This is a genomic window from Helicobacter pylori (assembly GCF_006440215.1).
Taxonomy (GTDB): domain Bacteria; phylum Campylobacterota; class Campylobacteria; order Campylobacterales; family Helicobacteraceae; genus Helicobacter; species Helicobacter pylori_CS.
In genome coordinates this window covers 89549-103659 of sequence record NZ_VEZH01000003.1, presented here as the reverse complement: position 1 = coordinate 103659, position 14111 = coordinate 89549, and the positions used below count along the sequence as shown (strand labels likewise).

At 38.7% G+C, this 14111-nt stretch carries 12 protein-coding genes and 1 pseudogene; 1 reads left to right on the top strand and 12 read right to left on the bottom strand.

The features are described from left to right. Positions 1–134: 134 nt before the first annotated feature. From FIM44_RS02680 to hopE, 4 genes are all read right to left on the bottom strand, one after another. A complete protein-coding gene (locus FIM44_RS02680; RefSeq protein WP_140578989.1) occupies positions 135–1037 on the bottom strand; it encodes an SAM hydrolase/SAM-dependent halogenase family protein in 903 nt (300 codons plus the stop codon). A gap of 245 nt (positions 1038–1282) precedes the next feature. Further along, entirely contained in the window at positions 1283–1627 is a 345-nt protein-coding gene (locus FIM44_RS02675) for a hypothetical protein (protein ID WP_140578988.1), read from the bottom strand. 19 nt (positions 1628–1646) lie between these two features. Continuing rightward, positions 1647–2573 (bottom strand): 16S rRNA (cytosine(1402)-N(4))-methyltransferase RsmH, encoded by a 927-nt coding sequence (gene rsmH / locus FIM44_RS02670; protein WP_140578987.1) that lies wholly within the window; start codon positions 2571–2573, stop codon positions 1647–1649. A gap of 178 nt (positions 2574–2751) precedes the next feature. Then, positions 2752–3573 carry a Hop family outer membrane protein HopE gene (hopE, locus tag FIM44_RS02665; protein WP_029567863.1) on the bottom strand — a complete coding sequence of 274 codons (822 nt, stop codon included), beginning with the start codon at positions 3571–3573 and terminating at the stop codon, positions 2752–2754. Between the two features lie 174 nt (positions 3574–3747). Between hopE and uvrA the strand changes: the two genes are divergently transcribed. Further along, positions 3748–6573: an excinuclease ABC subunit UvrA gene (gene uvrA / locus FIM44_RS02660; protein ID WP_194148681.1), complete on the top strand. Its 2826-nt coding sequence runs from the start codon at positions 3748–3750 to the stop codon at positions 6571–6573. 368 nt (positions 6574–6941) lie between these two features. On the opposite strand, the pseudogene FIM44_RS08795 reads toward uvrA, so the two are convergent. The 8 genes and pseudogenes from FIM44_RS08795 to FIM44_RS02615 all read right to left on the bottom strand — a co-directional run bounded on the left by FIM44_RS08795 (position 6942) and on the right by FIM44_RS02615 (position 14097). Beyond that, positions 6942–7382: pseudogene (locus FIM44_RS08795) on the bottom strand (hypothetical protein). Positions 7383–7681: 299 nt separating this feature from the next. After that, the gene (flgR, locus tag FIM44_RS02645; RefSeq protein WP_127922477.1) at positions 7682–8827 is read right to left on the bottom strand and encodes a transcriptional activator FlgR; all 1146 of its coding nucleotides are present in this window, start codon (positions 8825–8827) and stop codon (positions 7682–7684) included. Further along, the gene (locus FIM44_RS02640) at positions 8824–9297 is read right to left on the bottom strand and encodes a hypothetical protein (RefSeq protein ID WP_194147476.1); all 474 of its coding nucleotides are present in this window, start codon (positions 9295–9297) and stop codon (positions 8824–8826) included. The genes flgR and FIM44_RS02640 overlap by 4 nt, the downstream gene beginning before the upstream one ends. After that, complete coding sequence (gyrA, locus tag FIM44_RS02635; RefSeq protein WP_140578985.1) at positions 9297–11783, bottom strand: DNA topoisomerase (ATP-hydrolyzing) subunit A; 2487 nt, start codon at positions 11781–11783, stop codon at positions 9297–9299. The genes FIM44_RS02640 and gyrA overlap by 1 nt, the downstream gene beginning before the upstream one ends. Before the next feature lie 19 nt (positions 11784–11802). Next, a complete protein-coding gene (locus FIM44_RS02630; RefSeq protein WP_121295108.1) occupies positions 11803–12189 on the bottom strand; it encodes a diacylglycerol kinase in 387 nt (128 codons plus the stop codon). Beyond that, positions 12182–13210 carry a hypothetical protein gene (locus FIM44_RS02625; RefSeq protein WP_140578984.1) on the bottom strand — a complete coding sequence of 343 codons (1029 nt, stop codon included), beginning with the start codon at positions 13208–13210 and terminating at the stop codon, positions 12182–12184. Before FIM44_RS02625 ends, FIM44_RS02630 begins: the two co-directional genes overlap by 8 nt. Before the next feature lie 9 nt (positions 13211–13219). After that, entirely contained in the window at positions 13220–13411 is a 192-nt protein-coding gene (locus FIM44_RS02620; protein WP_140578983.1) for a DUF262 domain-containing protein, read from the bottom strand. 185 nt (positions 13412–13596) lie between these two features. Then, a complete protein-coding gene (locus FIM44_RS02615; protein WP_024948422.1) occupies positions 13597–14097 on the bottom strand; it encodes an acetone carboxylase subunit gamma in 501 nt (166 codons plus the stop codon). Between the last annotated feature and the right edge of the window lie 14 nt (positions 14098–14111).

Below are 14111 nucleotides of genomic sequence, written 5' to 3'. Positions count from 1 at the left end.
TAGTGTTTCATATTGAAACAAAATTTTAAAAACAAGCGTTTGTTTTAGGGTTTATTTAAAATTAATCAGGCTGTGTTAATGAAAGTTTGATAGTTGAAATCTTTAACTCCCCCTTAATTTTTCTCAAAAACGCTTTACTTAGTGCACTTTTTTATATCAATATTCCAGTCAGCACCGGATTTAATTTGATATTTTTGCGCGAAATTATCCCTATTCAGCGCCACGGAAACATTCAACAAGCTGTTTAAATAGACCAACGGCTGGCCTTTTAAAACACCGCCAAAGCTCGCAACATACGGCATTTTCCCTTCGTATTTTTTCTTGGAACCTTTAGAAATGGTTACACACAATATATCGTTGCGTTTGATTTTTGCTTGATTAAGCAGTTTATCGCTGATATTGCTCCAAACATTGCCGTATTGAATATCAAGAATCGGGATATTACCCTTCACCTCCCCTTTTGTTGCTTTCGCTTTTTGGTAAGGAATTTCAACAACTTTTGCGGGAAGCTCTGGCCCGACCTGCTCGAATGCGATCGCTCCAGAAGCCAAGCGCGCCCCAGTGTAAGCATACACATCACGACCATGGAAAGTATAGGATTTTTCAGAACCTTTCAAGCGGTTAGCTTTTTCATCAATTTCACGCACGCTATCAATCCCAAAAGTTTGCGCCACCAAAGTCAGCGTGCCGTTATCCGGCGAGACGAAATACTGGCCGTTTTTAGTTTTCAATACCACCGATTTACGCTTAGTGCCTACGCCCGGATCAACTACGCTCACAAATACCGAACCTTTTGGCCAATAACTAGCGGTCTGATACAAGCGGTAAGCGCCTTCCCAGATGTTATACGGGGGGATTTCGTGCGTTAAATCAAAGATTTTAAGATTGGAATTAACGCTGAAAGCGACACCTTTCATCGCCGAGACAGCCCCATCTTTTAGGCTAAAATCGGTTTGTAAAATCAAAGCGTTATCTGCATAAACAGACGATAACCCTATGCACGCTGATAAAAACAACGCTGAAATCGTTTTTTTCATCTATATTATTTCCTGAATAACAAAAATGGAGTGAATCGTTTTCTCATGGTTATCCTTTGTTGGCTTAAAGTGTTTTTATTATACAATTTAAGGGGATTGTTTGCTTGTTTTTTGAAATTTAAAGTTTTTACAAGGGATTAAAATTTCATATTGAAACAAAATTTTAAAATAAGTCTTTATGTTAAAATAATTTAAAATGATTTACCATTAATTAGGCTCTCTTAAGGGGATAGGGGGGTTTTCACTTAAAACGCAATATCGCCAATATTTTCACTATTCTCTATATAGTATTTAAAACGCTCTTTTTCTAATTCGTTTTTTAGGATTTGTTGTTCTTCTAAAAGCAGGCGTTTTTGATCTTCTAGGGTGTTGATTTTACGGCTAATATAATAGATATTATTGCTTAAATAGATTTTAGGCGCTAACAGAGCTAAAAACGCACCCCCAAAAACCAACACCCCTATTAAAGCCATTAAAGAAAGGCCGTGCGAATTTTCATTGGTAGTTCCAGCAAATAATTCTTTCTTTTCGTCCTCTTCTATGCGCGCAAAGCGTTCTTTTTCATTTGAAGAATGGCTTTTTATACTCATGGCTTACTCATTGGCTTATTCATGGTTTGAATTGAAAAACCCTCATTTTAGCACTTCGTGAACGCCTGTTGTTTTTAATTTCTTCTAGGCTTGGAGTGATGGGCTTTTTGGTTAAAATTGCGCCTAAAGCGTGGTTGTTAGAGCAAGTGCATTTGAAACTTGAAGGATCGCAAATGCAATTTTTAGCGTAATCTTTGAAGGCGTTTTTCACTAACGCGTCTTCTAAAGAATGAAAAGAAATCACGCATAGAATCGCTCCCTTAAGGTTTCTAGCACATTGTAAAAACTCTTTTAACTCTTCTAATTCGCTATTGACTTCTATGCGGATGGCTTGAAACACCAAAGTCGCTGGATGGATTTTTTTATTTTTAGAAAAAGAGCTTAAAAACTCGCTCAAATCCTTAGCGTCTTTAAAGGGTTTTTTAGCGCGCCTTTCTGCAATTTTGTGGGCGATTTTTTTGTATTCTTTGATCTCGCCATAGTCTCTAAAGATTTTTTCTAACGCTATTACAGGATAAGAGTTGATGACTTTTTGAGCGTTTAAATCGCTCTCCAAATCCATGCGCATATCCAAAGCGTGCGAATGGAAATTAAACCCTCTGTTATCATCATCAAGCTGTAAGGAGCTCACCCCTAAATCCACTAAAACCCCCTTGATTCGATCGTCATGAATTTCTAGGGCTTCTTTAAAGCGTTTGGCAAACCCTCCACTTAAGAGATTATAACGCCCTTCAAAGGCTTTCAATCGTTCTTTAGCGATTTCTTGAGCGAACTTATCTTTATCAATGCCAATGAGTTTCAGGTGCGGTTTTTGGGATAAAAGGGCTTTAGAATGCCCCCCTAACCCTAAAGTGCAATCAATCAAAACCCCTTCTTCTAAAGGCGTGAACGCTTGCAAAACTTCTTGCAACAAAACGCTTTGGTGCAGATTTTCTATTTCTTGCAAACAACCCCCTTAAAACCCCTAGATGAATTTTCCAAATGCCTACTCAATGGTATTGGTTTTGTTGGTTACGCTCAAAAGTTTCTTTATAATCAATTTTAGCTTTTTAAGGTGTGAAAATTCAAACCAAAACCCTTTTCATAAAGACTAAAAAGGGCTTAAAGACACCCTTTTAAAGGGTTTAAAAAGTGTAGTTATACCCCAAATAAAGCGAATAATCCCGTTTCAAATGGTAATAAAGATTAGTAGCGTTAGGACCCGCACTCAAAAATTTATTGATGAGTAGCGGCACTCTCACGCCAAACTCTACGCCATTATGCTTGTAAATATTGGCTCTCACCCCAAAGTTCAACCATACCTGAAAAGCGACGGTTGAAGTTTGGGTGCTATAAGGAGCGTTAGGGTTACAATAAGTAGGGGTACAAACATCAGGACCTTTAGCTTGAATGATTTGCTCTTTCCAATAGTTTGCCGCTGAGCTTTTCCAAGTGTTACCGCCGATAGCGACCCCACCAAAAATACCAAAAGAAGCGTTGTCTTTATCAATAATATCAGCTAACAAATCGCTCCCCACACCCCAAGAAACCATATCCAACTGGATTTTATTAGGTGCATAAACTTGCTTACCTAAAGTGGCATGCCCATAATCAAAAAGCCCATACACTCTGAAACCAAACCACTTGCTTGTCATATCCAATGACTTGAACTGGAAGAACTTCTTATAACCCACATTCAACCCAAAACCATTCAAAGCCCCATTAGCGTATTTGGAGTGCCAATTGATATTGGTGCCTCCTGGATTATGCTTATTAGCGGTAAGACCTGGGGGGCAACCTACAACACTCCCTGTGCAATCCCCTGTATTATAAATATTACTATTCAAACGGGCTTGCCCAAGCTGATAATTAGTCCCTATATAAACACCATCACCTTCGGCCAACAACGAAGAGCTTAAAACTGCGGATAGAAGCCCTAAAGCTACAAACTTTTTCATAAATTCCATTCCTTTACATTCCTATCTTTAAAATTTTCTCACAAAATAATAGCATGTTTATCCTTAATCAAGCAAATATTTTTAACTCTTATGAATAAGAAATGATAATAAAACCATTCTTTTTTGAAGTATAATAGCTCCTTTTAATCCACTTTCTTATTTTAAGGAATTTTAAGGAAACTCTTGCAACATAAAACCATTATGGATAAGATCATTATTCAAGGGGCTAGGGAAAATAATCTCAAAAATATTTTTTTAGAAATCCCTAAAAACCAATTTGTTGTTTTTACCGGATTAAGCGGTTCGGGTAAATCCACTCTGGCGTTTGACACTTTATACGCTGAAGGCCAAAGGCGCTATTTAGAGAGTTTATCCAGCTATGCGAGGCAATTTTTAGACAAAGTGGGTAAGCCTAATGTGGATAAAATTGAAGGCCTAACCCCAGCGATTGCTATTGATCAAAAAACCACTTCTAAAAACCCTAGATCCACTGTGGGGACGATCACTGAGATTTATGATTATTTAAGGTTGTTGTTTGCAAGGGTTGGGGAGCAATTTTGCCCCACATGTTTAGAGCCTATTAGTTCTATGAGCGCGAGCGATATTATTTCTCAAATCTGTCATTTAGAAGAAAATTCTAAAATCATTATTCTAGCCCCCATTATTAAAGATAAAAAAGGTTCGTTTAACGATAAATTAGAGAGCTTGCGTTTAAAGGGGTATGTGAGGGCTTTTGTTGATGGGGTGATGGTGCGTTTAGATGAAGAAATCCATTTGCACAAAACCAAAAAACACACCATTGAAGCGGTGGTGGATAGGGTGGTTATCAATAGCGAAAATTCTTCACGGATCGCTAGCGCAATAGAAAAAGCCCTTAAAGAAAGCTATGGGGAATTAGAAGTGGAAATCTTGCAAGACAACGCGCCAAGTATCAGGAAGCATTACAGCGAGCATAAGGCATGCTTTAAATGCAAGATGAGTTTTGAAGAATTAGAGCCTTTGAGTTTTTCATTCAATTCGCCTAAAGGGGCGTGCGAGAGCTGTTTGGGTTTGGGGACAAAATTCAGCTTAGATATTAGTAAGATTTTAGATCCTAACACGCCTTTAAATCAAGGAGCGATTAAAGTGATTTTTGGGTATAACCGCAGTTATTACGCTCAAATGTTTGAGGGCTTTTGCGAATATAATGGCATTGACAGCGCGCTTTGTTTTAACGAATTGAATAAAGAGCAACAGGACGCTCTTTTGTATGGGAATGGCACTGAAATCAGCTTTCATTTTAAAAACAGCTCTTTAAAACGCCCTTGGAAAGGCATTATCCAAATCGCTTATGACATGTTTAAAGAGCAAAAGGATTTGAGCGATTACATGAGCGAAAAAACCTGTTCTTCATGCAAGGGGCATCGTTTGAAAGCTTCAAGTTTGAGCGTCCAAGTCGCTGGCTTGAAAATGGCGGATTTTTTAACTAAGCCTATTGAAGAGGTTTATCATTTTTTTAATGATCCCACGCATTTTAGCTATCTTAACGAGCAAGAAAAAAAGATCGCTGAACCCATTTTAAAAGAGATTTTAGAAAGGGTGTTTTTTTTATACGATGTGGGGCTAGGGTATTTGACTTTAGGGAGGGATGCGCGAACGATTAGTGGAGGGGAGAGCCAAAGGATACGAATCGCTAGTCAAATTGGGAGCGGTTTGACGGGGGTTTTGTATGTTTTAGACGAGCCTAGCATTGGTTTGCATGAAAAAGACACGCTCAAACTCATCAACACCCTTAGGAATTTACAAAAAAAGGGGAACACGCTCATTGTCGTAGAGCATGATAAAGAGACGATTAAGCATGCGGATTTTGTTGTGGATATTGGGCCAAAGGCTGGAAGGCATGGGGGTGAAGTGGTTTTTAGCGGGAGCGTAAAAGATTTATTGCAAAACAACCATTCTACCGCTTTGTATCTCAACGGCACTAAAAAGATTGAGCGCCCTAAATTGGAACTCCCTAAAGAAAAGCATTTTTTAGAAATTAAAAATGTCAATATCAATAACATTAAGAATTTGAGCGTTCAAATCCCTTTAAAACAATTGGTGTGCATTACTGGGGTGAGCGGGAGCGGTAAAAGCTCGCTGATTTTACAAACCCTTTTACCCACCGCTCAAACCCTTTTAAACCATGCTAAAAAAATTCAAAGCTTGAATGGGGTGGAGATTGTAGGGTTGGAACATTTGGATAAAGTGATTTATTTAGACCAAGCCCCCATAGGCAAAACCCCACGAAGCAACCCTGCCACTTATACAGGAGTGATGGATGAAATCAGGATTTTATTTGCCGAGCAAAAAGAAGCTAAAATTTTAGGCTATAGCGCGAGCCGTTTTAGCTTTAATGTTAAAGGGGGGCGGTGCGAGAAATGCCAAGGCGATGGGGATATTAAAATAGAAATGCACTTTTTGCCTGATGTGTTGGTCCAATGCGATAGCTGTAAGGGCGCTAAATACAACCCCCAAACTTTAGAAATCAAGGTAAAAGGCAAATCCATTGCCGATGTGTTGAACATGAGCGTGGAAGAAGCCTATGAATTTTTTGCTAAATTCCCTAAAATCGCTGTGAAGTTAAAAACCCTTATAGATGTGGGCTTGGGCTATATCACTTTAGGGCAAAACGCTACGACTTTAAGCGGGGGGGAGGCTCAAAGGATCAAATTAGCTAAAGAATTGAGCAAAAAAGACACAGGCAAAACCCTTTATATTTTAGATGAGCCTACCACCGGTTTGCATTTTGAAGATGTGAATCACCTTTTACAAGTCTTGCATTCTTTAGTGGCGTTAGGCAATTCCATGATAGTGATTGAGCATAATTTAGACATCATCAAAAACGCTGATTACATTATAGACATGGGGCCTGATGGGGGGGATAAGGGCGGGAAAGTCATTGCGAGCGGCACGCCTTTAGAGGTGGCAAAAAATTGCGAAAAAACCCAAAGCTACACGGGAAAATTTTTAGCTTTGGAATTGGAATAGCTTGCATGGGGTTTGCTTGTAGAAACGATGTATGGCTGAATAAAATAACAGATAGCTAAACATTAGAGATTAGAAACATTAGCGTCATTGTCTTAAAATCACAAGGCTAGCGGCAATAATAGCCGCTTGATCATGCAAGAGTTAGCAAAGAAGCCATGCCTTTAAAACCCTCGCATGAAAGTTTGAAAGAACGGCTTTATTATCATTAAGTGTTGATCATAAATTATAAAAAATGCTAAAAAACATTTTTTATAATCAATAGTAAAAAACTTGATTTTAATGGAGCGATAATTTTTGTAGTGCGGTCTTAGGGTTTAAAAAATGACTTTTAATTTAAAAAAATAAGAAGATTAAAACCCAACAAGATTTTATTTATTATTGTTTTCCTTCCGCATGATAATCGCCTGAATGGGCAGAGACCCCTTCAACAACTCGTAAAACACCTTGCTTGTCATTTTAACGGCTGCCTTTTTTGAGTCTTTAAGATATTTGGGGAATTGCCTTTTAACTTCTCTATCAATCACAGATCCCCACTTTTTATAGCGGAATTTGATCACAAATTCCGTTCCTTATATCCGCTCTACCTTACAACTCCTAAACCCAACCCCCAAACACTTCCTCATCAACCACTCAATGTTGTAAGACCCTCTATCCAAAAAACGCCTGATATTTGCAGAATTGGCTTCATAATATATCGTAGGCTCATCATTTTCAAGCAAATCAGCAAGAGTGGTGTTGTTATTACCAATCACAGTAGGCGCATAAAACCCCAAACACTCATCAACCCCTAATTCCTTAACGATAAACAATCTGCAATTGATAAAATCACCATCTTTATTGTTAAGAACATCAATGATTTTATAAGAGCTACCATTGCAGAATGTAAAGCGGTTTTGCTATTCAATCTAACCATCGTTTCTTTATTCAATTGAACAATAACTCCGTTAGTTTCCTTATCCACTCCAACACCAATCGCTCTATAGCCAAATCTATCCACTTTTTTACTCAATTTGTTACACAACAAACCATGTAACTCCATGAAATTATAGCGTGATGGCTAAAATTTATTAAACTTATTCTAGTTGCGATTACAAAGAAGTTCTACAAACTACCTTTCCAAAAACAAATCTTTTTCTTGGATTTCTGCTCCTTCGCTTAAAATCGCCGCTCTTTCCACGACTCCTAAAAGCTCTCGCACATTCCCATGCCAAGAGTATTCTAAAAGGCGTTTGGCGGCGTTTTTTGAAAAAGATTTTGGCCCCAAATGATAAGCCTCGCACACTTCTTTAAGCTTGATTTCAGCAATGGGTAGAATCTCTTCTACTCTCTCTCTTAAAGGCGCGATAGTTATAGGCACGATTTGCAAGCGGAAAAACAAATCTTCTCTAAATTCTTTTGAAGCGATTTTTTCTTTCATGTTAGCGTTGGTAGCGGAAATGAAACGAACATCAATTTTAACGCTCTTATTATCCCCAAGGCGCGTGATTTCTTTTTCTTGAACCACTCTTAAAAGTTTGCTTTGCAATTGAAGGGGCATTTCAGCGATTTCATCTAAAAAGATCGTGCCTTTATTCGCGCTTTCAAAAAGCCCCATTTTAGGCGCTGTGGCGTCCGTGAACGCCCCTTTTTGATACCCAAAAAGCTCGCTTTCTAATAAATGCTCTGGGATAGCGGACATGTTGATTGCGATAAAAGGGTGCTTGGAGCGCTGAGAATGCTGGTGGATGAAATGAGCAAAAACCTCCTTACCCACCCCGCTTTCGCCTAATAGCATGACATTAGCGTCCGTGCTTGCGACTTTTAAGGCCTGTCGTTTGCTCTCTTCTAAAGCTTTTGAAGTGGCTAAAAAGCTGTGTTTGTGTGGTTTTTTTAAAGGTTTTTCTAGAGGGTGTTTTTTTTGAAATTCTAAAACTTTTTTGGTGCGATAAATAGACTCTAAAAGCAATTCTGGTTTAAAAGGCTTTTGGAAAAAATCTTTCACGCCTAAACGAATGGAATCAATGGCTTTATTCAAGGTCGCATTACCGGTGATCACAATGGATTCATACTTGCCCTCTAAAAGGCGTAAAAATTCCAAGCCGTCCATATGGGGCATGTTAATATCCGTGATGACTAAATCAAAGCTTTCATCAAGTTTGGCTAAAGCGTCTTTAGGGTTTTTAAAACTCACAATCTCTAAATCATCCTGAAGCTCAAAAAAAAGCTCCAGGCTTTTACGCATGTTAATATCATCTTCTACAATGGCGATTTTCATTCTTCTTCCTTTCTAAAAATATCTAAAGACAGCATATCCCCCTCTAAACTCGCTTTAACGCTTAAAGCTTTGAGGTTAAGAATGCTCGTGGTAGTGGTGCCGTTTTTATAGCTATGATCATAATGCGTGATAGCGACTTGGCTTTTTAAAATACAATCAATGACTCGCTCTTTTTCTTTTTTTAACGCTATTTCTAAAAGGAAGCGTTCTAGTTTGGTTTGGAGCAAGGGGTTTTTCAAATCGGGTAAGTTGCGAGCAATGATAGAGCAATGATAGTCTAAGACATAGGGGGCTGTTTTGATGCGGCTAACGATAGGTTTAGAAACAGAATACTCTTCACCCATCACCCTGGAATCAACGATTTTCAAGCGGTACGAAATTAAAAATTCTTGTTCTTCTAGGGGGCTTAGGGCATGTAAAGAAACCCCTAAAAAATAAAATAAAAAATAACAGAATGAAAAGAAACGCATCACTCAAACAAATTTTGCGCCGAAGAGGTTTCTAAATTTTCTGGCTCTTCTTCTTTAGGGCAAGAATTGACATACACGACTTTATCAGCGGTGTTTATGAGTTTTACTCCACTGGCATTTCTTCCGGTTTCTCTAATGTCTTTAATGGAAACTCTAATCATTTTCGCGCTCGCAGTAAGGATCATCAAATCCAGGTTTTCATCATCCACGCTGATAACGCCCACCAAATTACCAGTTTTTTGAGTGAGCTTCATGCCAATGACCCCCTTACCTCCACGAGATTGCTCCCTATACGCTTCAGCTAAGGTTTGTTTGCCAAGCCCGTTCTCGCTCACGCTCAAAAGCTTGTTGCTGTCATCGCTAATGACGACCGCGCTGACAACAAAATCATTTTCATTCAGCTTAATCCCTCTAACCCCACGAGTAGTTCTTCCAATCTCGCGCACATCTTCTAAAGGGAATTTAATGAAAATACCCAAATGCGATGCGATGAGCAAATGCTTAGCGTTTTTATCCACAACTTTTGCGCCCACTAATTCATCGCCTTCATCCAAAACAATCGCTCTGATACCGCTATAACTCCTATTACCGCCAAATTCGCTCAAATTGGTGCGCTTCACCACGCCATTTTTCGTGAAGAAAGCTAAAGAGCGTTCATCGCTAAAGTCTTTAGTGCTTAGAGTCGCCATGATTTTTTCATCCGGAGCGAGCGAAATTAAATTCACAATGGCTTTACCCATAGCGATCCGGCTCGCTTCTGGGATTTTATAGACTTTCAAATGATACAATTGCCCCTTATTGGTGATAAAGAGCAAAATATCATGCGTGTTAGCCACAAAAAAGTTTTCAATGAAATCGTCTTCATAAGTGCTGCCTGAAAGCTTGCCTTTACCGCCACGATTTTGCTTTTCATAAGCTTTTAGATCCACTCTTTTCACATAGCCTTTATGGCTCATGCTCACCACCATAGGCTCATTAGCGATCAAATCTTCTGTGTCAATACTTTCATACGATTCTTGAATTTCAGTGCGCCTTGGAGAAGAAAACTGCTCTTTGACTTCTAAAAGCTCTGTTTTGACGACTTCATTCAAGCGATCTTCGCTCTTTAAAATGCCATTGAGATCATCAATAAGCTCTAGCAGGTTTTGGTATTCTTCTTTGATCTTATCCCTTTCAAGGCCTGTTAAGCGTTGCAAACGCATTTCTAAAATGGCTTTGCTTTGGATCTCGCTCAAAGTAAAACGCTCCATTAAGGTATTTTTAGCCGCTTCTGGGCTTGGGCTTGTTTTAATGAGTTGTACGATTTCATCAATATTGTCCAAGGCGATCAAATAGCCCTCTAAAATATGCGCTCTGGCCTTAGCCTTTTCTAATTCAAAAATCGTGCGTCTTATAATAATGGTTTTTCTGTGGTTTAAGAAAAGGCGCAACAACTCTAAAAGCGTGAAAATCTTAGGCTCTTTATTATAAATAGCGAGTAAAATGATGCTAAAAGTGGTCTCCATAGTGGTGAGTTTGTAGAGGTGGTTTAAGACAATTTCACTCATCGCGTCTCTTTTTAATTCAATCACCACTCTAATTCCCTCTCTATCGCTTTCATCGCGCACTTCGCTAATGCCTTCAATTTGCTTTTCTCGCGCTAAATCGCTGATTTGTTCCACTAATTTGGCTTTATTGGTTTGAAAAGGCATTTCATCTAAAACGATGATTTCTTTATTTTTTGTTTTTTCCACATGCACTTTAGCCCGCACTTTCACACGCCCTCGCCCCATTTTATAGGCTTCAACAATGCCAGTCTTGCCATAGATGATCCCACCAGTAGGAAAATCAGGCCCTTTGACAAATTCCAAAATTTCATCTAATTCAGCGTTAGGGTTTTCTAAGACATGCACTAAAGCGTCTATGATTTCATCAATCCTGTGAGGGGGGATAGAAGTCGCCATGCCTACGGCGATCCCATTAGCCCCATTGACTAAAAGGTTAGGCAGACGGCTTGGTAAAATATCTGGCTCTTTTAAGGTGTCATCGTAATTAGGCACAAAATCAATGGTGTCTTTATCAATATCCCTTAAAATTTCTTCACTCGCCTTAGTCATTCTGGCTTCAGTATAACGCATCGCTGCAGCGTTATCGCCATCAATAGAGCCAAAGTTGCCCTGCCCATCCACTAATTCCAAGCGCATAGAAAAATCTTGCGCCATTCTCACTAACGCATTATAAACCGCGTTATCGCCATGGGGGTGGTATTTACCAATCACATCACCCACGATCCTAGCGCTTTTTTTATAAGCGACTTTGGAAGTAAGGCCTAATTCATGCATCGCATACAAAATACGCCTATGCACAGGCTTTAAGCCATCTCTAGCGTCCGGTAAAGCGCGCCCTATGATCACGCTCATTGAATAAGCTAAATAGCTCTCTTCAATAGAAGAATCAATCCCCACTTCTACAATATTTTTTGTTTCATTGATTAAATTATCTTGCATGTGTCTCCCTAAAATTTAATTACTTCAAATAAAGCGTTAAAAGATAACGCCCCCAAATGAAAGCCCAAAAAATAAGCCCTATCAGTTGGGCTGAACTGGCCATGTCTTTAGCCTTTTTAGCTAAAGGGTGGAACTCTTTGCTGGTAAAATCCACAGCCTTTTCAATAGAGCTGTTGATCAATTCAATGATCACCGATAAAAAACAAGGCAAGATCAATAACCCCCATTCTAAAAAATCTTTAGTCATATAGCTCGCTAGAATGATACAAAAAAGAGCCAAGATGGCAATTTGCCTGAACGCGCTCTCTTCAGCCCATGCGCATTTAAGCCCGTCTTTAGAATAAAAAAGGGCTTTAAAAAGGCGTTTAAACCCTTTAGCTTTGGAGGGGACTTTGAAATCACTCATGGCTTATTTTATAAGATTGAAAGAAATTCACGCTAAGGCTTTCTAACAAGGCGTTAAAAGTAAGCTTGGCGTTGTCTTTAGCTTGGGCGTTAAGAGCGATTTGGGATCGTTTGTCTTTAGCCATAGAAACAAAGGCTTGCAACAATCCTTTAAAATTTTGTTGGAGCTTTACATCGTCTTTAAAATGGGATTGGAACAAGGCCATAAAATAGTTTTCTAAAGAAGCTAACGCGCTTTCATAAGAGACGCTAGGGGTTTGAGAACGCAAGCTAAAATAAGGGGAAAAAAAGCCCAAACTCTCTTTATTTTGGTGATAAAAGGCTTCTAAAAGATTTTTAAGATGGTGCGCTTGGATAGAAACACCCAACTTTGGCGCTAAAAAACGCAGTTTGTCTTGCAACTCTTCTATGGCTTTAGCGTCTTTAGAACTCAAGGTTTTAAAAATATTTTTAAGAGAGAGATTTTCTTGCACCTCCATTAAACCCTCTTGAAAAAAAGTGTAAGCAAGGATATTCTCTGCATTAGTCAAATCGCATTTTAAATGGTCGTTTAAGGTTTTTTCATCTAAAGCGTTGAATTTTAAAGAGCAATTCAAGCGCGTGGGTTTAATTTTTTCCAATAAGGCATTCAAGTCTTTTAGAGGGATTTGGCTGATTTTTTGCTGAATGGATTGCTCTAAAATAGGGGATTTGATTTGAGAATGGACAGAAAGGACAAGAGAGCTCTTATCTAAGGAATTGAGCTTAATGCTCAAATTTTTAAAATCCACAATAGGGGAGTTTTGAGAATCTAAAAAACTGAGCTCTTTAGAAGTGCATGCAATTTTAAAAAACCCTTCGCATTCAAAAGGAGTGCCCACAATCCCCACGCCCTTAATCTGGGGGCGTTGTTCTAAATAAGCGTTAAGATAAGTGCTTAAAGATTTTTTAACCGACATGCTAGTAAAGAAGATAAACACCCCTAAAAGCACGCAAATTAAAGCCCCGATGATCACCACCCAAGACATGAATTTTTTAGTCAAAAACACCCTTTATTTTATTGAAAGTATAGTGATAGAACCCATAAAATGCGTTTTCTTATTTTTAGAGATATTGACAATATCTTGCAGTAATTTTCCACAATTTTCTTCTTCCCAAGTGTGGTTTCGCTGGTGTACAAGGACAGAAAATATCATGTTTGTTAGGGCAAAAAAGTCGTTAATGATGCCTTGTGTTACTTTCATAGCTTTTCCTTTTAGGTGGACTAAGATTATACCGAGTATTAAATCAAAAAAAAAGAAAAAAGCTTAAATTTTTTAATTTGTAGCCAAATTTGTTAGGATTGAAGAAAATTTGCTTGAGTTAAATGAACCCAAGCTTTGTAGGCCAAGAGGCATAAAGCCTCTCTAATAAAAAGGATTGAGCGATCTTAGTGTCTTTCTGGGGGCTGTATGCCTAGCCAATCTTTATAAAACGCCTCTATATCAGGCTCAAAATCATGAATCACAGGATACCAAGGAGTTGGGGCTTCAACATCTAAAAGGATGCCACAATCCGGGCAAATATACTCTCGATACACTTGCCAGTTAGTATCACTGGCTAAGAGTTTAGGATACACCTCTTCCATTTTTTCTGCTGTATCGCGCACATAGATGTTTGCATGCAATTTCCAATTCTCCTCTGGAGTGCAAAACGCATGACCGCATGAACACTTAATAACCCACTTTTTTTGAGAATCTTGCACCACAAACAAATGTGGCCCCAAGGGTAGGACAATCTTGTCATCAAAACCTACCTTATCTTGCAACACCTTCAAATACATTTGGAACCTTTCATGATCTTTAGGCATGCTCAGCATTTTTAAGACAGTGTTCCAATCCAAGTTCCCCTCTACCAAATTTTTGATTTGTTCTTGTGTGTATTTTGACATAACCATTCTCCTTT